Source organism: Pseudomonadota bacterium, from assembly GCA_016711215.1.
In the GTDB taxonomy this organism is placed as follows: domain Bacteria; phylum Myxococcota_A; class Polyangia.
Genome location: JADJTL010000009.1, coordinates 19,201 through 42,668, shown reverse-complemented (window position 1 = coordinate 42,668; position 23,468 = coordinate 19,201). Strand labels below are relative to the sequence as shown.

Sequence of the window (23,468 nt, the reverse complement as noted above, 5' to 3'; positions counted from 1 at the left end):
GCATCGCCGACCTCTGCCGCGAGCTGGCTTCCGAGATCGCGGCTGGTCCGGCATTCGAGACGCCCCACGAGGCCGTGGCGGCGGCGCGCCTGCTCGCGGCAGGGGTCGATCCGCGGTCTGCAGCCCTACCCCTGCTGGCGGCAAGCAAGGGCACCATGCCGTTGTTGGCGCAAACGCTCGCGGCCGCCGAGGTGCCGTCGGCGCGCGCCTCGGCCCGAGCGCGCGCAAGCGCGGGCCGCCTGACCTGCTCGCTCGGGCCCGTGCCTGCCGCTGCCGGCCCCCAGGCCCTCTGCCTCCGCCTCGACCCTCCCGACGCATCCGGCGCATCCGACGCGTCGGTTGAGGCAGTGGAGGCGCTGCCTGTGCCAACCTTGCATGTCGATCTGGCCGACCTCCGAGCGCTCGGGCGACTGCTAAGCACGGCGGCGCTCGCGCCGCCTCCCGAGACGCGCGCGGCGAACGTACAGGCACCACGAGAGGCCCCATCCCGCTCGGCCGAGGCGCTCGCGGACCGCGTGCGGCAGTTGCACTGGACGCATGGCCCGGCCCTCGGCGATCAGCCGACCAAGACGCTGCTGGCCGACTTCGGCCTCGCGGCACCGATGGAGCGCATCGTCCGCTCAGCCTCCGCTGCCGCGCAGGCCGTGGTCGAAGACGGCGGTCAGGCCGTCGCGCTACGGGTGCTGGCGAAGACCCCGACCCGCGCCGCCACCTGGGGCGGCGAGCGCCAGGATATCGCCTCCGCGCCAGAGGCGCGTCGGGCCTTCCGCGAGATCGTCGCGGCCTGTCGCCGTCACTGGCCGCGGGCGACGATCCACGGCGTGCTGGTCAGCCGTCTGCCGACCGAGACCCCTTCCGCCCTCTCCGCAGCGGGCGCCCCGCTCCGCGCAGCGCGGGTGCCGGCGCCGGCCTCCGAGCTCAGCGGCGGACTGCTTAACCTCGGAGCGAAAGGCATGATCTATCTGCGATGGGTCAGCGAGGGCCAGCCGCGGAGCGCCTGGGTCGTCGCGCGCTGCCCGACGGCGGAAGGGGTGAGCGAGGGCGTTATCGAGCGCCTGCTGGCGGCAGCCCGCACCGACGGGGCCGGCGCCGGCTCGCAGCCGCCGCGCCTGCGGGCCGCGCTCGGGCAGCTCCTCGCGCGGATCGGCTCCGCCTCCGCTGCGCTCGCCGCGACCGTCGAATGGGTCGGCCTCGAGCGCGTGGGCTTCTCGTCCGACGGATCGACGCCCCTGCTCATCGAGACGGCGGCCCTGCTGCGACCCTGACCCGGCCTCGCCTAAAAGGCGAAAACATGCAGTCTAGATGATTGCTATTTAATGTCTTTCTGTTCACCGGCGAGCGCCACCTCGGCTCCCGCGGGCGCTTCGACCGAGGGCGCCTCGGGCTCGGCCAGAAGCTCGTCGAGCAGGGTCAACAACGCCCTCGGCTCGTTGAGCTCCGGTCGCTCGATCACCCGGTCGAGCAGCGCCTCGAGCAAGCGTCGCAGATGGGGCCCTGGCGGGCGGGCGGCCCGCTCCTTGACGGCAGCGCCGTCGATCGCGAGGTCGCGCAGCTCGAGCGGAGGCGCCTCGCTGAGCACCTGATCGAGGGCGAGCCGCCAGCGCGACAGGCTCGCGCGGCGCCCGGGATCTGCCGCCGCGGCGGCCTCCTCGAGCGCCAACGCATCCTCTAGCGAGGCGCGCCCGACCGCCCGCGCGTAGCGCCGCAGCAGGGCGGGAGCGCAGGCCTCGAGCTCCGGCCGCGCCCGGTGCACCGCCCGCACCAGTCGCTCGCGGTCGTGGCGCGAGAGGCGTAGGCGCGCGGCGATCGCCTCGGCCGAGACCACGCCCAGGGCGGCCGCCGCTTCGGCCAGGGGCACGAGGCGCAGCACCGGATCGGGCGCGAGCGCGACGCAGGCCGCCACACCGGCCGTCCAGCGCACCGTGGTCGCCTGCCCCGCGTCGGGCGCGAGACCCACTGCAGCGTCGCCGGCGAGAATCGCCACGAGCAAGCCCGTCTGCCGCAGCAGCGCGAGCCCGCTGGTGGCGTCCGGCACGGCCAGCAGCTTGAAGAACTCATCGCGCACGCGTTCGCCCGAGACGCGCAGGAAGACGGGCAAAGCCTCGGGAATCGCTGCAAGGGTGGCCGCCTCGATGGTGAACTCGAGCGCGGTAGCGAAGCGCAGCGCCCGTAGCGGTCGCAACCCGTCCTCGGCGAAGCGCTGGCGCGCGTCGCCCACGGCACGCAAGATCCCGGCGGCCAGGTCCGCGCGGCCGCCATGCGGATCGACGACCAACCCGCTGATCGGGTCGATCGCCATCGCGTTGATCGTGAAATCGCGCCGCCGCAGGTCCGTCTCGAGGTCGACCCCAAAGACGACGCGATCGGGGCGCCGACCGTCGCTGAAGCCCTCCTCGGCGCGGAAGGTCGTGACCTCGACCGCGGGTCCTCCAGCAGCGGTCAGCACCGTGACAGTGCCGTGGCGCAGCCCCGTAGGGATGGTGCGACGAAACGAGCGCTGGACCTCGTCAGGGGGCGCCGCCGTGGCGACGTCCCAGTCCTTGGCCACGCGCCCGGCGAGCAGGTCGCGGACCCCGCCCCCGACGAGATAGGTCTCGAAGCCCCGCTGCTGCAGCGTCTCGCAGAGGGCCACGACAGGTGCTGGGACACGGTCGTGGTGGATCGTCGTGGTGGCCATTCGGGATCGCGCGCGCCGGGCCGGAGGCGGCCTGCCATTTGCGCGGAGCACTCTACAGTCGAGGCCGGCGCCTGGCCAAGCTCGATCGCGAAGCTTGCGGCCTGGGGGGCCGCGGAGGTCGCCCCGCCGGGCGCTCAGACGCGGAAGTCGACGACGGCCACGCCGCGATCGGCGTCTTCACCGCGCTCAGCTTCGCCTTCAGCGGCCTCGTCGGGCGGCAGCTCGGGCGGAAAAAGGGGAAGCTCGGCGTGGGCTCGTTCGTCGCGCAGTCGTCGCTCGCGTCGCTGCAGTTCGTCGATGATCCATGCGTCTAGCATCGAATCTTGACTCCCCTCATGCTCGCTGACGGCCAGTGGTTGACGATCGTCTCAAGGTCATGGTGACCGCAATAGCAGAGCGCGAGTCTCTGCCGGGAGCAGCCAGCGTCGGCTGTGTGGAATCAGTACACGTCAGTAGAGGTCAGTAGACAATCGTCGAGCAGCCGAAGATCACGTCGAGGCGTCCGCCGACCCGCGCCTGCACGCGGTCACAGGCCTGCTCGCAAAGCACGATCTTCGTCGGCGAGTCCGGGTCGTCGTAATGCCAGCCGCGACCCGGGTTGCGCTCGCAGCCTGCTGGACTGCCGACGCTGCCGAAGTCCTCGCTCCGACCCTGATAGCTCAGGCGCACGTTGACGCGCCCGAAGTCGATGCGCGGGCGGTTTTCGGCGGGAATATCCAGCTCGCAGAACACCGCGCGACGGCGGATATCGGCCAGCGCCGCGAGGAAGGCCTGCTCGGGGTTCTGCGCGGCGTCGACCAGCACGGCGCTGCCCGTGCCCCCCGCCGCCGCGATCTCGTTGAGTGCGGTCAGTTGCTTACCGACACCGACGACGAAGACCGAGAGGCTCGGCGTGCCACGCGCCGCAGCCCGCGCCACGGCCGCGGCATTGGCCAGGGTGTTGGGCAGGCCCCCGACCGCGCCTGCCGCTTGGCGGTCATTGAGGCAGCTCGTGTCCGGGACACCGTCGGTAGCCAGCACGATGATCGGCCGCCGCTCGGGGTGGTCGGTGGCCCACTTTCGCATGTAGTCCGTGACGCCCTCGAGCACGGGGACGATCGGCGTCAGGCCCGATCGGCCTCGCTTTTCCAGCGAGTCGGCGATCGCGGCGCCGGCCGCCGGCAGCGTGGCGATACCCTGCGCGGGGACCGCGTAGCGCGACACGTCGCAGGCGCTCGGGAGCAGCGGAAAATACTGCAGGCCAACGCCGAGGCCGGCAAAGTCGGGCTCGGCGACGAAGGCATTGATCGCCTCGCTCACCGCGACCCACTTGCTCGAGGCGCCGACGGGATCGTCCGGATCGGGATAGTCCATCGAGCCCGAGGTGTCGACCGCCAGCAGCATATCCAATGGCCGCAGCTCGATCGGCAACGCGCTGGTGGCGCAGCTCTCGTCGCCGCCGTCAGCGGCGGGCCCTCCGCCGTCGAGGCCTTGCGCACGCCCGTCGCCGAGGGTTGCGTCCGACACCCGACCATCGAGGAAGCGCCGGCGCGGCAGCTCATTGCCACAGCCCGCGGTTGCCAGCAGCAGCAGGCCGGCGGTAGCGCGCAGCACCGCCAAGGATCGGGGGCGCCTGAGGTGCGCGCTCGAGGTATTCTGGTCCGCGATAGCCATCTAGCCGCCCCCCAAGAAATCGCCGCAGTTGATCAGTTGCCGCAGTTGATGAAGCCGCCACAACCATCCGGTATCTGGTCGCCGGTCTTTTGGGTGCCGTCGGGATTGACGCAGGAGAGGTCCGGTTTGCAGTCGCACTTGCCGGCGGTCGGTGTGCCGCAGCGATCGTATGGATTCGCGCAGAAGCAGGTACGCTGCGCCTGCCCGCAGCTCTGCAAGAGGCACTGCCCCTCATGCAGGGCGCCCTCCGCGGGGCACTTCGCCTCCGTGCAGCATTGCCCATTCGTCGGATTGCAGACCTGGCCGCCCGTGCAGGCGCAGCTCAGGGATCCACCGCAGCGGTCCGTCTGGCCGTTGAGTCTGCAGTCGAAGGTACTGCCCGAAAAGCAGGTGCGCGGGGTGCAGCCACAGCTACCGCCAACGCAGGTGTTGTTGTCGAGGTTGCCGCTGGTGACGCAGGCGCAGGCGAGGTTGGTCCCGTCGCCCCGCGGAAAGCGCACGTCCGCTGTCGTGCTGCAGGGCTTGCCGACCGCACCGGTCGTATAGGTGTCGCAGGTGAAGGCGCGCTTGCAGGTACTGGTGCCCGCGTCACAGAAGAGCCCAGAACCGCAGCAGTTGGTCGTAGTGCCGGTGCAGGTATTCGTCACGCTACACGGTCCGCCCTCGCCGCCCGAGCCCGCGCAGACCGCCGTGTTGGCGCAGCAGGTGCCCGTCTCACCCGCGACCGCGCGACGGCCGCCGAGGCTGCAGACGGTGGCACCCTGGCAGTTGCAGGCGAAAGTGCTCCCGCAGGTATCGGCGACGCCGCCCACCGAGCAGCGCGAGCCCGCGGTCCCCGTGTAGCCGGGCAAGGCCGTGCCGCAGGTGAGCGGCGTACAGCAGGTGGTGTTGTCGCCCAGGCAGACCTTCCCGCTGGCGCAGCAGTCGACACCAGCGCCCGTGCAGGGATTCGTGCCGCGACAGAGCCCGACACCGCTGGCCGCGCTGCAGGTGGCATCGCGATCGTAGACACAGCAAAGGCCCCGCTCGCCCAGCCCGACCAGGCGCGGCCCGCCGGCACCAGCGGGCACGATGCACGCCCCGGGCGACTCGCAGGGGCAAAGCTGATCGATGTCGCAGCTATCCTTGAACCAGCCGCAGGCCTGATCTGCGGCGCCGCCGCTGCAGGTGGCTCGGGTGCAGCAGCGCTGCGAGGGCCCGTGGCAGTAGGCGTCGGCACCGGAGCAGGTGCAGCTCAGGTTGGAGCCGCAGCCATTCGAGGTACCGTTGAGCGAGCAGTCGAAGGCCGCGCCGCTGCCGCAGGTGGTTGCCGCGCAGGTGCAGCTCCCGGCGGTAGCGTCGGTCGGGATCGCATCGGTGCAGGTGTTCCGCGCGTAGAGGCCGCTGACGCGACAGTTGCAGTCGAGATACGTTCCATCCCCCTTGGCGAACGCCTTGGATTGATTGCTGCCGCGGCTGCAGGGCTGCCCGATGCCGCCGTTGGCGCCGAAGCTCGCGCAGGTGTTGATCGCGAGACAGGTGCCGACCTCGCCGGCGGTCGTCGTCGAACAGGCACTGCTGTTGGCGCAGCCACAGCTAATAATCTTGCCGCCACAGCCGTCGTCGAGTTGCTGGCCGCACTTGCCGCTGTAGCCCGGCGAGCTGCAGGTCTTGGGCGTGCAGGGCGCTCCGCAGCGATGGTTCGTGCGGCAGACCTGACCGGTGGGACAGGTCCCGCAGCTCAGGGTCGTGCCGCACTCGTTGGTCAGCGTCTCATTCGGCAAGAGGCACTCGTAGCCAAAGGTCACGCAGGTCGCCGAGAGGGGCGGCGCCGAGCAGCGGTTGCCGATGCCGCTGATGCCGCACTGCTGGCCCGCCGGACAGGTGCCGCAATTGACCATATTGCCGCAGCCGTCTGAGACCGGATCGCATTCCGCCCCGCGGGCGGCGCAGATCTCCGCCTTGGGCGCCGGCGTGCAGCGCGGCTCGCAGACGTGGAGCGTAGTGTTACAGACCGCGCTGGCCGGACAGCTCCCGCAATCGGTGGTGGTCGTCTTGGCGCCGCAGCCAAGCCAGACCTGACCGCACTCGAAGCCCAAGTCGGCGCACTTCAGCGTCGTGGGACAGCTTTCGCATTTATGCGTGTTGGCGTTGCAGGTCTTGCCCGCCGGGCAGGTGCCACAGTCCTTGAAGAGCCCGCAGCTATTGCGCAGCTCGCCGCACTCCGCCCCGAGCTGCGGGCAGGTGATCAGCGGCGTCACGCATTCGTGGCTGACGAGGTTGCAGACCTTGCCGATCGCGCAGCCGCCACATTGCAGCGTACGGTCGCTGCAGCGGTCATAGACCGGGCCACAGAGCTGGCCACATTCGGTGTACTTCGGCACGCAGGCGCCGCCGTCGTCCATCCGCTCGAGGGCGAGATCCGGGAGAAAGCTCGAATCACGCGCGGGCGGCCGACTATCGCGCGACCGGGCGTCGCCGCGCACGACGCCGGCATCGAGGGAACCGCCACCCAGGGTGCCGTTCGTGCAGCCCGTATTCGCGCCGCCGAGCAGCAGCAAGATCGCGGCGAGGACGCGCCCCCGTGGGCGCCAAGCGACGCGCGAGGCTGTCGATACATGGAGGCCCGGGCGGTGCATCATCGTGCTTTTCCCTTCGCGCCGCTGCCGCGGCACGCCACGCGAGGATCTTTGAAGCGAAGGCAAGTGATAAGCGAGATTATAACGGACGCACCAGCTGTTGGGAAGCTGACGACTGATTCGCCGCGTCTGTAGTGGCGCCGCGGTAGATCCCATGGGTGCCAATGTAGGCGCAGACCGCCTGCGGCAGCAGATGGTCGACGGCGAAGCCAAGGGCGACCCGCGACCGCACCTCGGTCGAGCTGACGTTGGCGAGCGCCAGCCCGGAGCCCGCCGCTGCATGGCCCGCGCGACCGACGACGATGATCGGCGCCAGCCGCGCCAGCGCCTCGAAGCCGTACCAGGCCTGGGTCTGCTCGAGCACGTCCGCGCCGACCAGCAGGCTGAAGGCGTGCTGCGGATGCCGCGCAATCAGGTGCTGGAAGGTGATCAGGGTGCGGCTGGGGCCACGCAGCTCGGCCTCGATTCCGCAGACGGCTACCGACCCGGCGGCGAAGGGCGCGGCGGCCAGTCGACACATCGCCAGCCGATGCTCGAAGGGAGCCAGGGGCTTGTCGAAGGCATGCTGCCAGACCGGCAGCAACCAAATAGCCTCGGCCTGGCCCGTGCTCAACGCCCAGGTGCAGATCAGCTGGTGACCGAGATGCGGCGGGTTGAAGCTCCCACCCAATATCGCAATGCGGCTCATCGGCGCGGAACCTCGCAGCAGCGCCATCAGTCGTAGAGCAGATAGGGCTGCCGCCGCCGCAGGAAGTCCCGCTCGGCCTCGGCCCAGTCAGCCGTCAGTTGATCGAGCGTCGCCCCCGCGCTGACGCCGCGGCGCAGCCACTCGCCGCCGGCCAGCAGATCGATCGCTGGCCGGTCGTCGACGAACTCATAGGGCTCGGTGCGCCAAGCGCAGGCGCCCGGTCGCTGCTGCCAGAGGGCCAGCAGCAAGGCCACGCCTGTACGCAGCGCGGCGAAGCTCTCGGGGTCGCTGACGTGCAGTTGCACGCCGCCGCAGAGCTGCTGGGCATGCTTGTGGAAGCTCGGCACGAAGCCGAGCGGGCGCCATAGCGCTCCGGGCAGCGCCAGCCGCGTCAGGTCCGCGGCCAGGCGGTAGCCGTCGATCCACGGCGCGCCGACGAGCTCGAAGGGTCGCGTCGTCCCCCGCCCCTCGCTGACGTTGGTGCCCTCGAGCAGGCAGGCCCCCGGGTAGACCAGCGCCGTCTCCGGCGTCGGCATGTTGGGCGAGGGCAGGACCCAGGGCAGGCCGGTGGCGGCAAAGCGCTGCGTACGGCGCCAGCCGTCGAGCGGCAGCACCTCGAGCTCGACGTCGAGCTGCAGCTCGGCGCGCGTCAGCCGGGCCAGCTCCCCGAGGGTCAAACCGTGGCGCACGGGGAGCGGATGCAGCCCGACGAAGGACGCGAAGCCCGGCGCGATCGAGGGGCCCTCAACGACCGCGCCGCCGAGCGGATTGGGCCGGTCGAGGACCAGCAGCGGAGTCCGCGTCGCCGCGCACGCGCGCATCGCCAGCACCATCGTCCAGGCGAAGGTGTAGTAGCGGCTGCCGATGTCCTGGAGGTCGACCACCAACAAGTCGAGGTCGCGCAGCCACTCGGGCCGCGGCGCCAAGGTCGCCAGTGTGTTGCCATAGACGCTGTAGACCGGCACAGCGAGCCGTGGATGCTGCGTCGAGCCGACCCCGACCATGTCCTGCGCGGCACCATCGATGCCGTGCTCGGGGGCAAAGAGGGCCACCAGTCGCGCCCCCGCCTCGAGCAAGCAATCGCTGCAATGCCGCAGGCGCTGGTCGACCGCGGCCGGATGGCAGAGCAACCCGACCCGCCGGCCACGCACCAGCGAGGAGCGAGCGCCGACGAGCCGGTCGAGCCCCGTCTGCACCACCACGCGCGCGCTCAGCCGATGCGAATCGGCTGCAAGCTCACGCGGCCGCTGCCCGAGCTGACGACGAAGCGCACCAGATGACACTTATGCCTGGCCTTGAGCATCGCCTCGTTGGCGCGCAGCTTCTGCGTCAGGCTCTCGAGCGTGATGCCCTCGACGGAGAGCTTGGCGGCCTCGCGCGCCGCGACATACTCGCCGTGGATGCGCGCGTAGTAGGCAGCCTCGGGCTCAGCGGCGAGCCGCTGGACGTCGACACCGACGTTAACCGCCGGCATCGCATCGACGGCGATGACGTCGGCGCGCCAGGACTGGTCGTCGTCGGCGCTCTCACCCGGCTCTGGGCGTCCGAGCAGGCGGGCCAACATCACGTTGAGCGCATTGGCCAGCCCCTCGAACTCCTGGAAGGTGTCGAAGGTGTAGTCGAGGTTGCCGCTGATGATCTCGCTCACGCCGAGCTCCAAGCGATCCTCGGCGTCGACGAAGTGGCGCGTCACGAACCACTTGACGACGAATACCGCCAGCAGCACGAGCAGGCCAAAGAGCCCGACGAAATAGCGGGCGCGCGTGACGGGCGCCAGGCGATCGTCGAGGTTGGCCAGGACCGCCATGCCGACCAGATGCTGACTCGTCCCGCCGATGATCTCGGCTCGCTTTCCCGTGTCGAGGATCCGCGTGCTGAGCTGCACGCCGAGGATCCATACCTCGTCGGGCAGCGGCGCGACCGCGGCCACATACGCGCTGCCTTGCACGTCGTCCATCAGGAAGGGCTTGCTCGGCTTGCCCTGGGCGAGCGCCTGGTGCGCGCTGCCTTCGGCGCTCGTGAGCTCCTTGCTCAAGACCTTGATCTTGATCGCATCCTCGCCCTGGCCGACCGAAAAGCTCGAGGCGCGCACGCTGTTGTCCATCACGTAAATGACGTGCGTGCCGACGAGCGCGGCGTCCTCGCGCGCCTCGGCCGTCGTGAAGTCATAGGCGATGGCGACGGCGCCGACGACCTGACCCTGATCCGTCAGCGGCGCCACTGCGGCGCGCATCATGCGATCCTTCATGATCCAAACGTCGCTCGTCGCGCGACCCGCGAGCGCCCGTTTGATCGACGCGTAGGGCAGCTTCTCGCCGTACATATCCTCGAGGCTGAGATCGCGGGCAACGACGGCGCCGGTCTTGTCGAGGACCGCGAAGAAGTGCGCCTTCCGCCCACCCTCGCGCAGCAGGCGGTCGATCGCGTTGATCTCCTTGAAGACCTCCTGCCGCCGCGGGAACTCCTCGGGGATCCGCACCACCCGGACGAGCTCGCGCATCTGCGCGATCTGCTGCGCCAGCGCGACGAGATCATAGGCGCGCAGGCTCTGGATCTTCCCCACGAGCGCGGTCGCGCGCTGAACATCGTCCTGGGCCTGCTCACGGACGCGCTTCGCCCACGACGGAATGACCGCCAGATAGAGCAACACCGTCACGGCCAGCACGACCAGGAGCGCGCTGACCCCGATCTTCCCCTTGAAGGTCGCCATTCCGAACTCCTCGTGGCTACAGTCAGTCGCCGCCGACCGCAGTCCGCAGTCCGTCGTCACGCACGAGCCAGGCCTCCGCGCCACCGCGCGCTCAGCGCCTCAGCCGCGGGTAGAGTACCCCCGGTGGCAGCGCGTACTGCCGAGGGCCAGCGCGGCTGCCCCTCGGCAGTACGCGCACCGGCAGTCTCATCAACTTGCCTCACCGCTGGCCTGATCGTGCTGCGGGAAGCTACGCTGCCCCAACGCGCTTGGTCAAGGAAAACGGGGCAGTGGCCCGCTACGCGCGGCCCTCGGCCGGCGCGGGGCGCGAGGTCCAGCGCGCTAGCGGCCAGCGCGCTGGACCTCGCGCTCGAAGCCCTCGGCCAGCTCCAGGCAGCGCTCGTTGCTGAGCTGCGCGAGGACGGCGCAGTAGTGCAAGGCGAGCCCGTGCGGCAGATCGCTGCGCTGAAAATCGGGGCGCGCCGTGCTGATGTAGAGGGTGCTGCTCATCGCCTCATAGCGCGGGCTGGACCAGCTTTGGTGCGCGGCGAAGAGCGCCCGCGGCAAGAGTACGAGGTGCAGCGGCCGCCGAGGTACCGGCAAGTCGATGCCCTCGCGCCGCAGGAACGCGACATAGGCGCGATGAGCCCCGCTGCAGAGCGCCTCGAGGGCGGCGACGTCGACGGGCGCCTGAGCAAGCAGGTGGAGGTCGCCCTTCCGCTCGTCGACGCTCCAGCGCAGCCCGCGCGCCACCGCATGCAAGGGCGGCCACACCACGGACGCGGCGCTGCGCGCCGGGGCGCCGTGCCGCGCGGGCGCGCGCGCCGGAGGGTCGCTCAGCACGCCCCACAGGATCGCCCCGACTGAGAGCGCGATCAGTGCGAGCGCGATCATCACCTGGCGCAGGTCGCGGCCGGCAGAGGGACGGCGACGCCGCGCCGACGCCACCGCGATCGTGGCTGGCCCCTCGAAGACGGCGACACCGGCGGAGCTCGTAACCCGACCCGAGGGCGGGCCGACAGGCACGGCCTTCAGCGCGCGGATATACTCCCGCGCGTTGGCGAAGCGATCCTCGGCGCGCTTTTCCATTGCTCGCGCCAGCGTCTGCTCGAGCTCGGGGGGCACCGCCGCCAGCTCGCTGAGGGGCCGTGGCGCGTCGACGAGCTGTTTGCGCATGATCTCGAAGTGCGTATCGCCATCGAAGGGCGGCTGCCCGCTGCAGGCCTCGTAGAGCGTCACCCCGAGCGCGTAGAGATCACAGCGGTGATCGACGGGCTTGCCGCGCACCTGCTCCGGTGCCATGTAGCGCACGGTACCCATCGTCTGACCGGTCTGGGTCAGCTTCGTCGAACCCACGATCTTGGCGATGCCGAAGTCCATGACCTTCACGGCACCGTCGCCGCGGATGACGATGTTCGACGGCTTGATGTCACGATGCACCACCCCGCGCTCGTGGGCGTACTCGAGCGCAAAGAGCGTCTCGATGCCGATGGCCACCACGTCGTTGCAGGGCAGGCGTCCCTGGCGGCCAATCAGGGCGTCGAGGGCCTCACCCTCCGCGATCTGCATCACCAGGTAGAGGTGTCCCTCGGCCTCGAGGAAGTTGTAGAGCGTGACGATGTTGGGGTGCTCGAGCCGCGCCAACGTGCGGGCCTCGTCGATGAAGCGCGCCTTGACGTCGCTCTGGGTCGCCAGCTCGGGCGAGAGAATCTTGATCGCCACCTCCTGATCCGTGAGGAGGTGGCGGCCGCGATAAACGGTCGCCATCCCGCCCTTCCCCAGCGGCTCGACGAGGCGATAGGTGCCGAGCAGGTCGCGGCCGACCAGCGGGTCCGCTACGCTGGGGCCAACCGCGTCGCCGACGAGGACAGGCGGATTCATCGCGGCGCATTCTTACTCGGAATCGCCCGCTGCACCAACCAGCGCGGGGCCAGAGGCCGAGCGACCGCGATCCGCGCGGGCTCGGTCTAGGCCGTCGGTCGGAATATTCGCCCGCGCCGCGCAGGGACCGTAGACTTCGAGCTTCAACCCTCAGCGTCAGCCACGACGAGCAAGGGAGCGCACGCATGATTCCGCCCACAAACCCGGCGCACACCACGAGTCCCGACGACCACCGGACGGAGCGGCGCGTCGCCGTCGATCTCCTGCTGAACAAGTACGTAGGCGGCCGACCGCACCTCGCCCGCGCCTCGAATCTCAGCCGACATGGGCTGCTGGTGCATCGGCTCTTCGAGCCGCTGAGTGAGGAGCGCGCGATCGGCCTGCAGTTCCAGCTGCCGCACTGCGATCGCGTGATCACCTGCGCGGGGCGCGTGGTGCACAGCCACCCCTGGCTCGACGCTCAGGGCATCGAGCTGACGGACGTGGCGCCACAGCACCAAGCGTTGATTGACGCCTACCTCGCCCATCCGAGCTCGGCCGCGACCTGAGCCCTCAGCGTCCGGCGCGCCGGCAGGCCGCCGCCAGCGACCCTTCGACAGCGCGTCGGCTTTGCAGCAGGGCGGCAGCCTCGGCACGCATCGTCTCACCACCCTCGACCTCAGCGACGCGGCGCGCGGCGGCCGCGCAGATCGCCTGCGCGACGGCCGCCGCGGCTGGACCGCGCTCTCGCAGCAGCACGCGCAGGGCCGCGTGGCGGCCAGCCTCATGCTCGGCCACCGTCGCCGCGGACGATGGACGCTCCGCCGGCTGGAAGCCTGGATAGGCGCGCCCGAGCTGAACCCGCCATTCGGCCAGCAGCGCGTTCGCGCGTCGTCGCAACGGGTCCGGGTCGTCGGCAGCCGACTTGCTGGCGTCGGCCAGCGCCGGCGCCGCCAACGCGAGCCCGCGCTCGATCACGAAGAGCTCGCGCTCCACCAGCGTCGCGGCGGACTCGGCCTCGGGCACGAGGTCCGCCGGAAACACCTGAGCGAGCTGATCGAGGCGCGCCGCGGCCGCGCGGCGAAAACGCTGGAGGTCCGACGCCGTGGCCAGCCGCGGCTCCAGCGCGCAGAGCAGCAGGAAGCTGGCCGCGAGGGCATGCGCACCTTGCTCCGCCCGGCGGCGCAGCGCGCGAAGGGCCAGGCTGCGCTGCGCCGCCCCGCCGCCGAGCAGCGCGAGGACGGCCGCCCCCTGCTCGCGCTCGGGCTCGCCCGCGACGGCCTCCGCCGGGGCGGCGTCCGGCGCGGCGGCCGCGTTGCCTTCGGGCGCCACGAGGCGAGGGCGAAGCCAGCGCGCGCGATCGCCTGCCGCGCGGCGACCGAGCCAATGCCTCAGCGCCTCGACCGCCGGCCAGACCTCGACGAGGCGCGTGGACGCGAGCAGCGCCGCGAGTCCCTCGCCGGCCAGCGGATCCTCGCTCCAGCCCAGCGCTTCCGCGGCGGCCCAGAGCCGCAGCGGATCCGCATGCTCGCGCGCGCGCCGCCAGGCGCCCGGTCCACCCTCCGGTCGCCAGGGACCCGCGGCGGTGGCCAGGTCGCCGAGCTTGCGGCAGGCGCTTGGATGGGCGTCGCACCATTTGACGATCGGCTCGCCCGCTTGCTCGCGCGGGCCGGCGCGCGCCAGAACCCGCAGGCGCCGCAGATCGAGGGCGATCAGCGCCTGCTCGCGTTCGCGCTCCCAGACCAGGCGCCGAAGGGCCGGCAGCCGGGGATCGTCAGGAAAACGCGTGGCGAGGATCGCCACGGCGGTGGCATCCGCGCGCGTCTCCACCGCGCGCGCGAGCGCCGCGCCCAGCCGCTGATCGGCCCGCGCGGCCCACGCCGTGCCCGGATGCTGCCGCACGAAGGCCAGCAGCTGCAAGGGGTCGTCGGCCAGCTGTGCGTAGGCCGCGCCCGCCAGCGCCTCCCGGACGCGGGCGGTCCAGGGCTGCTGCGCCGAATAGCGCGCCAGGAAGGCCCGCAGCGCCCCGGGGCTCCCCGTCCGGAGCGCGCGCCGCGCCGCTAACGACACCAGTCGCGCGGCGGCCACCCGACCTGCCGGGGTCTGCTCGTAGCGCTCGACCACCAGCTCGAAGTCGGCGAGCGACCGGGCGCGCCGCAGGGCGAGCTGCCCGAGTCGCTCGCGCGCCGCCACCGCAAAGCGCCCCCCGGGGAAGCGATCGAGGTATTGCCGATAGCCGAGCGGTCGATCCGCGCGCCGCGCCGCGCGGTAGGTGGCGCGTTCCAGGCCCCGCGCCGCCTCGGCCGCGTGCCCGCCGGCCGGGTGACGCGCAAGGAAGGCGCGATACGCCGCCACTGTGCCGCTGCGTTTGGCGGCGCTCCAACGCGACCCTTCGCAGGCAACGAGCGCGACGACGCCAGCGAGCGCCACGACGAGGAGCGCGAGGGTCGTCGGCGTACGGAGGGGTGGCTTGACAGCGATCATCGGCGGTTCTTAGACTCCGGCCGCTGGCGGAAGGCGAGCCCCGCAGCCCATCCAACGATGGTTCCTAGATCAAACGATGGTTCCTAGATCCAGGGTTCCGAGATCAGGGGTTCCGAGATCGAGGCCTCCGAGGCCAGACGGCGCGGCCGGAGTTTAGCTGCTCAGCTCACTTCCTAACAGCGCGAAGCGCCCGCGATCACCCGGCTTGCTCGGCCAGCACTGATCGGCGCCACAGGCCGGCAGGACCACAGGCCGGCAGGAATCGACGGCGCGGCGAGCGCGCCCGAGTGCATATGCACCCAGCATGCGCACCCAGCATGCGTGCCTGGCAGCAGATGGAGGACATCCTTTGGACGAGAATACGAAGCGCCCGACCGGTGACCTGAGCGACTTGAAGGCTCGGCTTGGCCTCAAGCCCGCGCCGGCCGGATCGACGGGACAAGCGGTGACCTCACCGGCTCAGCCCGCGGTGGGAGCAGGCCTTCGCCCGCCGACCGGGACGACGCCGATGGTGATTCCGCCGCCGAGCATCGGCCCCACAGGCCAGTATCAGGTGGTCGCGCCGCCCCCGGAGCGGCGGCGTGATCCCTTCGCGACGGCGCCGAGCGCCACGCCGACCGGCCGCGCGCCCTTGATCGTCGATCGCGGTCCGCCCGTGGCGATTCCTGAGCCGACCCAAAGCCCCTGGCCGTGGCTTGGCGGCGCGCTGGCCGTCCTGCTCTTGGGCCTCGTGGCGGGCCATGCGTCGGGAAGCATCTTCCACGCCCGCAAGCTCTACAACCGGACGATCGTTGATGCTCAGCGCCTCAACCAGGAGGTCGAGAAGCTGGCGCAGCTCGACCAGCAAGTTGGGAGCGCGGTGCGCCAAAGCCTGCAGAGGAACCCGCAGCGCCGCGCCTTCGACAGCGCGCTCGTGACCGCGCTCAAAGATCTCCAGGCCTCGTCACCCTACGCCAACTCGGAGGGCATGCGCCGCGTCGAGAACACGCTCTTTCGCACCAACTACGCGATGATGGACGACCTGCTGATCAGCCGTCTGTTCAACTACTACAACAACACCCTGCGTCTGGTCCGCGCGGTCGAGGACTTCGTCGATCACGCGGAGAGCCAGCAGCGAGCGATCGAGACCTACCTCAAGGAGAGCGCGGAGAGCGTGCAGCGGAAGAACGGCATCGTCCTGGTCGACGACAAGGGGTCCTTCTTCCTCGGATCGCTGGTCGAGGTCGGCGATCCCTACTGCAGCAGCGAGCAAGCCACCACCGATAAGAAGTGCAAGTTATCCGAGATTCAGGGCTTCTTCGTCCGCAGTGGGGGCGCCAAGACCTGGTCGCGGCGCCCAGGCAAGCCGGCCAAGGGCGGGCTGCTCTCCAACCTCGTGGTGCCGATCGTCCCGGATGCGGAGTGGCAGGCCGTGGCCGGCGCCAAGCCGGGGTTCTTGGCCCATGAGCTCTACGTCTCACGCCTCTCGGCCCTGCTCAGTCTCAGCGCGCTGGTCGAAAAGGACCGCAAGCCGCTGCTCGAGAGCCTGGCCCAGCAGGCGACGCGTCCGACGCTCTTCGCGCTCTGAGCGCCCACCCTCCGCGGCGGAGCTCTCGGATGCCCCCTGGCAGCACGCAGCGCGTGGTCGTCGCCAATCCGGCGGAGGGCGGCTTTCTCTATTGGCTGCTCAAGCTCTACGGCTTTGTAGCCTGCGCCCTGCTCGCGATCGTCACTGCCGCCCTTCCCGCGGGTTATCTGCTGCTGGCCGCGACGGGGCCCGTGCCGCCGGATCTGCGCCGCTACGGCGAGACGGCGGCGATCGAGTCCCGCCTCCGCGCCAGCGACGGCACGCTGCTGGCGCGCTACGCCAAGGAGCGCCGCCACCTCGTGGCGATCGGTGAGCTGCCCGCCACCCTCCTGCACGCGCTGATCGCGATCGAGGATCGCAACTTCTATCACCATGGCGGGGTCGACCTGCGCGGTATCGCGCGCGCCGCGTGGGCGAACCTCCGCGCTGGCCGCGTGCGCCAGGGCGGCAGCACGATCACGCAGCAGGTGGCCAAGACCCTCCTCTCCTCCGAGCGGTCGATCGGTCGCAAGCTGAACGAGATCGTCCTAGCGCGGCGCATCGAGGCGCGGCACACCAAAGAGGAAATCCTCTACTACTATCTGAACCACGTTTTTCTCGGCAGTCGCGCCTACGGCGTGCGCGCGGCGGCTCGAGAGTACTTCGGCAAGGAACCGGCGCAGCTGACGTTGGCGCAGAGCGCCCTCTTGGCCGGCCTTGCGCAGGCGCCTTCGCGCTTCTCGCCGCGCGTCAACCCGCGGCGAGCCCGCGAGCGACGCGCCCAGGTGCTGCAGGCGATGGTCGCCGCGGGCTACACCACGGCGGGCGAGGCGGAGCAGGCGCAACGTGAAGCGCTGATCCTCGCGCGGCGCCCCGCCGATCCCGATCCCCTGCGCTGGCTCGCTCCCCACTTCGCGGAGCGGGTGCATCGTCAGCTCACGCAGCGCTACGGCGCCGAACGCCTGGCCTCCGCGGGCTGGGAGATCAGCACGACGCTCGACCTCGGGCTCCTGGCGTTGGCCCGCGAAAAGACCCTGCAGGCGGTGCGGGCGCTCGACAAGCGTCAGGGCTGGCGCGGACCGCTCGCTCAGATCGCCAGCGCCGAGGAGCGCCAGCAGGTCCTCTCGCGCATCACAGCGATCTACGCGCCGCAGACCTTGCGCGTCGATCGCCCCTACCTCGCGCTGATCGATCAGGTCGACGAGCGCCGCGCCCTGGCGCGAATCGGTTCGCGGCGGATCGCGATCCCGCTCGGGTTGATGACGTGGGCGGCGCCCTATTCGCGCGTCGATCCCGAGAACGAGCGCACGATCGCCGCGGTCAGCGAAGCCCTGCATCCGGGCGAGCTGGTCTGGGTCAGCTCACCAGCGCCAGCGAGCAGACCCAAGAGCTGGGGCACCGTGCGCGATCCGCTGCCGACGATGGCGCTGGACCAGATCCCAAGAATCGAGGGCGCGTTTCTGCTCTACGACCATCAGAGCGGCTACGTGCTGGCGGCCATCGGCGGGCTGGACTTCGACCGCAGCGCCTTCGATCGCACGAGCCAGGCCTGCCGCCAGCCAGGGAGCACCTTCAAGCCGATCTACTACTCGCTGGCCCTCGACGGCGACCGCTTCTCAATGGGCACGATCCTCAAGGACAAGCCCTACGTTCCCGAGCCGGGAGAGGCGTGGAACCCCCAAAACATTCACGGCACGCTCAACGGCGAAGTAACGCTGCACTTCGCGCTGATCAGGTCGCTCAACCTCCCTTCGATCGAGTTACTCGCCGCGGTCGGCGCGCAGGCCACCGCTGCCTGGGCGCGACGGCTCGGCTTCAGCACGGAGCTCGTGGCCGACAAGGGTCTGGCCCTCGGTGCGAGCTGCGTGCGCATGGACGAGCTGACCCGCGCCTTCGCCACCTTCGCGCGCGGGGGAACCCGTCGCGACTTGCAGTACCTGCGCCAACTCCGCGACCGGCGCGGCGCGCTCCTGGAAGATCACACGATCGTCGAGGATCCGTGGCTCAGCGAGGCCGAGCGGCTCGACCGCCTCTGGGCTACCGCCGGCGATGAAGCCAGCCGCGACATCGACGCGCGAACCGCGTTCCTGACGACGACCCTCCTGCGCGATGCCGTGCGCACAGGCATCGCCGCGCGCTGTCGCATCGTGCCGGCCCCCACCGCTGGCAAGGGCGGCACCAGCAGCGACACGCTCGATCTCTGGTTCAGCGGCTTCAGCTCGCAGTGGGCGGCGACGGCCTGGATCGGTGACGACACGAATGAACGGCCGCTTGGCGCCAAGGAGGCGAGCTACACGGCGGCGATTCCGCTCTGGGCCAACTTCATGCGCGCGGCCGTCGGCCGGCGCCCTCAGCGCGAGCTGCCCCTGCTCCGGCCGCCCGGCCTCGAGCGCGCGACGATCGACCTCCTTTCCGGAGGCCCGCCGCGGCCAGGTCAGCCCGCGGTCGAGATCTTCTACAAGCCCGGCACCTATGAAACACGCCCGCCGGCGAGTGGAGCCGACTAACGCGCTGCGGGACGCCGTGTGGGGGCCGTCACCTGGCCCGTCAGGCGATCGACGACGTTTTCGTCGACCGCCCCGGCACCACCGACCGGCCGCAACACGCTCTCGACGAGCGCGTCCCGGCGCTGGCGTGGCCGACGCACCAACTTACGTGCCTCGCGCACGCGCGCGCGCCCGGCTTGGTCGGCAAAGGCCAGACAGAAGTTGCCGAAGAACTGAGTGTTGTCGATCGCGCGTAGGGCAGTCCCATCGATCGGCGGCCAGCGTAGGTAGGCGGGGGTGGCTTCGCCCTTGATCGTCGTGCGAAATTTACGCTCCGCGGGCCCGAAACGCCGCTCCATCACGACCGCGAAATCATCGAAGGTCTTGCCCTGGTAAAGGTCGCTGTTGAAGGCGATGTAGATCTTCCACAGCCGACCCGCGTGGAAGAAATAGAAGCGACGGTCGCGTTTGCCCCAGCGAACCGCCAGACTCTCGCCCGTGCGGTGGGCGAACTCCTTATCCACCAACGAGATGTCCCAGGGCGTGGCCTGCCCGTCGAAGCTGACGTAGTTCTTGCGCAGGACCTCGATCGCCTCCGCCAGCTTCCGCCGCAGGCGATCCTGCTCCAGGGGTTCCTTGGTCTCGGCGAGGCTGGGCGCAAACTCCGCCCGCACCTCCTGCTCGAGCAGCTTCAGTACCTCGGCCGAAGACGCGCCCCACTGGTACTTGCCCAGCAGCGCCGCGAGCTCCTTGGCGGCGGCGGACGTCGGCCTCTGGCTCGCTGTCGTCCTCTGCCTCGCTGCGGTGGCCCCGCGGGCGGCCGTGGCGCGCCGGGCGCGCGCTGCCGCTGGGGAGGCGCTCAGCAGCGCGATCGACGCTGCTGTCAGCAGCGCAGCGCCTAACCGGCTGCGCGAACCTGCCTGCATGGGTCACCTCGTGACGCGATGGCGGTGCCGCCGTTCAGAATCCCCGCCGGAGGGCGCTGCGAAGCGCCGGACTGCAGGCCCCGTCGCCTCCGCAACGCCAGTTCCAACTGCATCACTCTAGCACTGGCGTCCGCGCCGGTGGAGCAATCGCCCCGCCGCGGTCGGCGCCGGCCTCCGGCCTGGGCCTCGACGCGATCACCGTCGCCGCTGGACCGAGCGGCTGCGCGCTGGGCGCCACCAGCTCGCCTCGGGCGACGGCCGCGCGCCCCACGCCACCGGCGACGCCGATCGCCTCGCCTGCCGCGCTGATCAAGATCGTATCGGCAGGGGCCCTGCGTTCCACTGCGGCGACGGCATCCTTCGAGGCAGCTCGGGCCGGGGTGACGCGGGCGAGACTCAGCGCTTCGAGCGCGCCGGGCCTGATTCCGCGACGCTCGGCCAGTAGCACCGCGCGCGGCTCAGCCGCATAGCGCGCGGGCTCCCCCGGCCCGCTGAAGTCGACCCAGAACGCCGGACGATCGCGAACGTCGAGGTGCACGAAGGGCGAGCCGGTGTAGTAACCGACGCCGACATTGCGCCGCGACGCGAGCAAGAAGTCGCGTAGCTGGCGATTGCTGACCCCTTCGATCCGAAAGTCCAGAGCTTGCCCCCGCGTGTGGAAGCTGCGCTTGAGGCGCGCGACACGGCGGTCGCGAAAGGCGCTGTAGACCAGGAGCGGGCGCCGACCGAAGCGACGGAAGACGCGATAGGCCTCCGCGAGCAGCCGCGGCGCGATCACATGGCGTTTACCCGTATGGTGGCAGCGCAGGAAGCTCGCCACACGGCGCGCGACCCCGCGTTGAAGGCGGCCGCGTCGATCGTAGAGCCGAAGGCTCAGGCGCGGTTGACCGGGCGCATTGACGTTGATCAGCACCAGCGGCGGAAAGCGATCGACCGGGCCGCTGCGCCGCCGCGCCGCGCTCGCCCCGGCCCCCGCCCCCGTGAGGAGCGTCGCCCCGAGCAAGATCGCGAGCGCCGTGCGCAAGAGCCAGCGGTGCATTCCTCCAGCACTAAGGCAGCTAATCGGGCCTGTCAAATTCGCGGGTTGGCGCCTGGGCTGAGCTCGTCGCGTCACCACCGGCCCGCGCACGCGCCGCCAGACCGTCGAGCAGGGTCAGCGCCTCCAGCGGCGTCAGCCGTTCAGTGATGATTTCGCTGAGGTCTGCGACGATGGCCCGCTCGGCGCGCGCGGCCGCATTCAGGGGGGCACTCAGGGGGGCACTCAGGGGGGCACTCAGCGGCGGCACCGCCGCTGGACTGCGCAGGCGATCATGGAGCGGAAGATCCGCCGCGGGCGCTGTCCCTTCGAGCGCCGCAAGCACCTGGCGCGCGCGCTCGATGACGGGCGGCGGCAGCCCCGCGAGGCGCGCGACCTCGATGCCGTAGGAGCGGCTCGCGGGCCCCGCCACGAGCTGGTGCAAGAAGACGACGCGGCCCTGCCACTCCTTCACCGCCACGCTGTAATTGCGAACGCGCGGTCGAACCGCCGCGAGCTGACATAGCTCGTGGTAGTGCGTAGCGAAGAGCGTGCGACTGCCGACGCGGTCGTGGAGGTATTCGGCAACGGCCCAGGCGATGCTGATGCCATCGTAGGTCGAGGTGCCACGACCGATCTCGTCGAGGATCACCAGGCTGCGGGCGCTGGCGTGGCGCAGGATCGCTGCCGACTCACGCATCTCGACCATGAAGGTGCTCTCCCCGCGCGCCAGGTTGTCGCTCGCTCCGACCCGCGTGAAGATTCGATCGACCAGCCCGAGGCGGGCGCGGCGACAGGGCACGAAGGCGCCGACCTGCGCCAAGAGGCTGATCAGCGCGACCTGCCGAATGACGGTCGACTTGCCGGCCATGTTGGGGCCGGTGATGATCAGCATCGCGCCGCTAGCGCCGTCGACCACGAGATCGTTGGGCACGAATTGCCCGGCGGGAAGGAAACGCTCGACCACCGGATGCCGCCCCTGCTCGATCTCGATCGTCGAGGAATCGTCGACGACCGGTCGGCAGTAGTTGTTGGCCTCTGCGACCTCGGCCAGCGCGCAGAGCACGTCCAACCAGCCCAACCGCGCGGCGGCGGCCTTGATGCGCCCGGCCTGCGCGCCAACCTCGCGCCGGAGCTGCTCGAAGAGCTGCTGCTCGAGCGCGTTGCGCCGATCCTGCGCGCCGAGCACGCGCAGCTCGTAGTCCTGCAACTCGGGGGTGGTGAAGCGCTCGGCGTTGAGCGTGCTGTGCTTGCGTTGAAAGTCCTGCGGCACATGCCGCAGATTCGCCTTGGTTACCTCGATGTAGTAGCCGACGACGCGATTGAAGCGCACCTTGAGCGAGCCGATGCCGGTGCGCTCGCGCAGCGCCGCCTCGAGCCGCGCAATCGCCGCGCGGCCGCCCTCCGCCAGCTGCACCAGCTCGTCGAGCTCGGCGCGGAAGCCAGGGCGGAAGATACTCCCCTCGCGCGCCGTCGCCGGCGCGTCCTCCAGCAGCGAGCGCTCAAGCGCCTCGGCAACATCGGCGAGCAGGTCCTCGGGCCAGCGCAGCAGCTCGGGCAGCTCGCGCGCCGGCACGTGAGCCGCGGCCTGGCGCAGCGCCGCGGCCAGCACCGGGAGTTGCAGCAGCGAACGCCCGAGGCGACTGAGCTCGCGCGGCGTCGCCGCTTCGAGCACCGCGCGCGCCGTCAGGCGCTCGAGGTCACCGACGGCTCGCAGGGCCTCGCGCGTCGGCTGGCGCAGCGCGGGCTCGTCGACGAGCAGCGCGACCGCATCCTGACGCCGCCGGATCGCGGCCAGGTCGCGCAGCGGGCGCGCCAGCAGCTGGCGCAGCAGGCGCGATCCCATCGGCGTCGTCGTGCGGTCGAGCACCCACAGCAGCGAACCGTGCGTCGTGCGCTCTGCACTCGCGCTCAGCACCTCGAGGTTGACGAGTGTCGCCTCGTCGAGCTGCAGGTGATCGGCCGGCTGATAGAAGACGGTCCGGCAGGCCGGCACGCCGCGCATCGGCTGCGTGCTCGCCGCGTACTGCAGCGCAAGGCCCGCGGCCATGATCGCCGGCCCGGCGCGCGCCAGCGCTGAGGGATCGAGCGGCGCGTCGCTCTGGGCCCGTAGCAGCGCCAGCGCGCCCTCCGCCGCCAGTCGCGGCGTCTGCGGCGAGACGCTCTGCCAGACACCGCCGACGGCGACGCGCAGCGCGTCCAGGCGGTCACCCAGCGTCTCGTCGTGCAGCACCTCTTTCGGGCGCAGACGCGCCAGCTCGTCCAGCAGGGCTGCCGTATCGTCGAGCTGCGTCAGGCGCAGCTCGAAGGTCGAGAGATCCAGCGCCGCGAGACCAGCGGTCACGCCACCGTCGGCGTGCAGCGCGACGAGGAAGTTGTTGCAGTGCGCATCGAGGTGGTCGGTGTCGAGCACCACGCCCGGCGTGACGACCTCGGTGACCTCGCGGCGGGTCAACCCCCGCGCCAGCCGGGGGTCCTCGACCTGCTCGCAGATGGCGACCTTGAAGCCGGCATCGAGCAACTTGCGGACGTAGCCCTTGGCTGCGTGATGCGGCACGCCGCACATCGGAATCGGTTCGGGCTTATGCTTTTCCCGGCTGGTCAGGGTCAGCCCGAGGGTCTGCGCGGCGACGACGGCGTCCTCGAAGAAGAGCTCGTAGAAGTCGCCGAGCCGGAACAGCAACATCGCGTCCGGATAGCGCTGTTTGATCTCGAGGTATTGCCGCATCAGCGGCGTATCGACCCCGCCCGTTGCCATCACGTGTGCTCCCTGCGCGACGACTCAAACACGTCCAGCGCGGGCCGGTGAACGACGCGGTGCCGACG

Annotated in this window: 16 protein-coding genes; 4 read left to right on the top strand and 12 right to left on the bottom strand. The window is 70.7% G+C overall.

Annotated elements, in window-relative coordinates:
- Positions 1–362: 362 nt before the first annotated feature.
- The gene (locus tag IPL40_16500) at positions 363–1,265 is read left to right on the top strand and encodes an acetate--CoA ligase family protein (GenBank protein ID MBK8482739.1); all 903 of its coding nucleotides are present in this window, start codon (positions 363–365) and stop codon (positions 1,263–1,265) included.
- Positions 1,266–1,309: 44 nt separating this feature from the next.
- Here IPL40_16500 and IPL40_16495 read toward each other — a convergent pair whose 3' ends face one another.
- From IPL40_16495 to IPL40_16460, 8 genes are all read right to left on the bottom strand, one after another.
- Positions 1,310–2,677: a CCA tRNA nucleotidyltransferase gene (locus IPL40_16495; protein ID MBK8482738.1), complete on the bottom strand. Its 1,368-nt coding sequence runs from the start codon at positions 2,675–2,677 to the stop codon at positions 1,310–1,312.
- Between the two features lie 134 nt (positions 2,678–2,811).
- Positions 2,812–2,994 (bottom strand): hypothetical protein, encoded by a 183-nt coding sequence (locus IPL40_16490; GenBank protein ID MBK8482737.1) that lies wholly within the window; start codon positions 2,992–2,994, stop codon positions 2,812–2,814.
- A gap of 142 nt (positions 2,995–3,136) precedes the next feature.
- Positions 3,137–4,330: a VWA domain-containing protein gene (locus tag IPL40_16485; protein MBK8482736.1), complete on the bottom strand. Its 1,194-nt coding sequence runs from the start codon at positions 4,328–4,330 to the stop codon at positions 3,137–3,139.
- Between the two features lie 32 nt (positions 4,331–4,362).
- A complete protein-coding gene (locus tag IPL40_16480) occupies positions 4,363–6,951 on the bottom strand; it encodes a hypothetical protein (protein MBK8482735.1) in 2,589 nt (862 codons plus the stop codon).
- A gap of 76 nt (positions 6,952–7,027) precedes the next feature.
- On the bottom strand, positions 7,028–7,636 hold the full coding sequence (gene nadD / locus IPL40_16475; protein ID MBK8482734.1) for a nicotinate (nicotinamide) nucleotide adenylyltransferase: 609 nt from the start codon (positions 7,634–7,636) through the stop codon (positions 7,028–7,030).
- Between the two features lie 26 nt (positions 7,637–7,662).
- Entirely contained in the window at positions 7,663–8,850 is a 1,188-nt protein-coding gene (locus IPL40_16470; protein MBK8482733.1) for a DUF1343 domain-containing protein, read from the bottom strand.
- On the bottom strand, positions 8,847–10,346 hold the full coding sequence (locus tag IPL40_16465) for a cache domain-containing protein (GenBank protein ID MBK8482732.1): 1,500 nt from the start codon (positions 10,344–10,346) through the stop codon (positions 8,847–8,849). The genes IPL40_16470 and IPL40_16465 overlap by 4 nt, the downstream gene beginning before the upstream one ends.
- A gap of 321 nt (positions 10,347–10,667) precedes the next feature.
- Positions 10,668–12,206 (bottom strand): serine/threonine protein kinase, encoded by a 1,539-nt coding sequence (locus IPL40_16460; protein ID MBK8482731.1) that lies wholly within the window; start codon positions 12,204–12,206, stop codon positions 10,668–10,670.
- Between the two features lie 185 nt (positions 12,207–12,391).
- Between IPL40_16460 and IPL40_16455 the strand changes: the two genes are divergently transcribed.
- Entirely contained in the window at positions 12,392–12,754 is a 363-nt protein-coding gene (locus IPL40_16455) for a PilZ domain-containing protein (protein MBK8482730.1), read from the top strand.
- Between the two features lie 4 nt (positions 12,755–12,758).
- Here IPL40_16455 and IPL40_16450 read toward each other — a convergent pair whose 3' ends face one another.
- Entirely contained in the window at positions 12,759–14,669 is a 1,911-nt protein-coding gene (locus IPL40_16450; protein ID MBK8482729.1) for a hypothetical protein, read from the bottom strand.
- Positions 14,670–15,177: 508 nt separating this feature from the next.
- Between IPL40_16450 and IPL40_16445 the strand changes: the two genes are divergently transcribed.
- Together IPL40_16445 and IPL40_16440 are read left to right on the top strand one after the other, a co-directional pair.
- Positions 15,178–16,236, top strand: a complete 1,059-nt coding sequence (locus IPL40_16445) for a hypothetical protein (GenBank protein MBK8482728.1) — start codon at positions 15,178–15,180, stop codon at positions 16,234–16,236.
- A 29-nt stretch (positions 16,237–16,265) separates the two neighbouring features.
- Positions 16,266–18,722 carry a transglycosylase domain-containing protein gene (locus IPL40_16440; protein ID MBK8482727.1) on the top strand — a complete coding sequence of 819 codons (2,457 nt, stop codon included), beginning with the start codon at positions 16,266–16,268 and terminating at the stop codon, positions 18,720–18,722.
- Here the strand turns inward: IPL40_16440 and IPL40_16435 are convergent.
- The 3 genes from IPL40_16435 to mutS form a co-directional block, all read right to left on the bottom strand.
- The gene (locus tag IPL40_16435; GenBank protein MBK8482726.1) at positions 18,719–19,627 is read right to left on the bottom strand and encodes a hypothetical protein; all 909 of its coding nucleotides are present in this window, start codon (positions 19,625–19,627) and stop codon (positions 18,719–18,721) included. The genes IPL40_16440 and IPL40_16435 overlap by 4 nt on opposite strands.
- A gap of 112 nt (positions 19,628–19,739) precedes the next feature.
- A complete protein-coding gene (locus IPL40_16430) occupies positions 19,740–20,666 on the bottom strand; it encodes a DUF882 domain-containing protein (GenBank protein ID MBK8482725.1) in 927 nt (308 codons plus the stop codon).
- 19 nt (positions 20,667–20,685) lie between these two features.
- Positions 20,686–23,400, bottom strand: a complete 2,715-nt coding sequence (gene mutS, locus IPL40_16425; protein MBK8482724.1) for a DNA mismatch repair protein MutS — start codon at positions 23,398–23,400, stop codon at positions 20,686–20,688.
- Between the last annotated feature and the right edge of the window lie 68 nt (positions 23,401–23,468).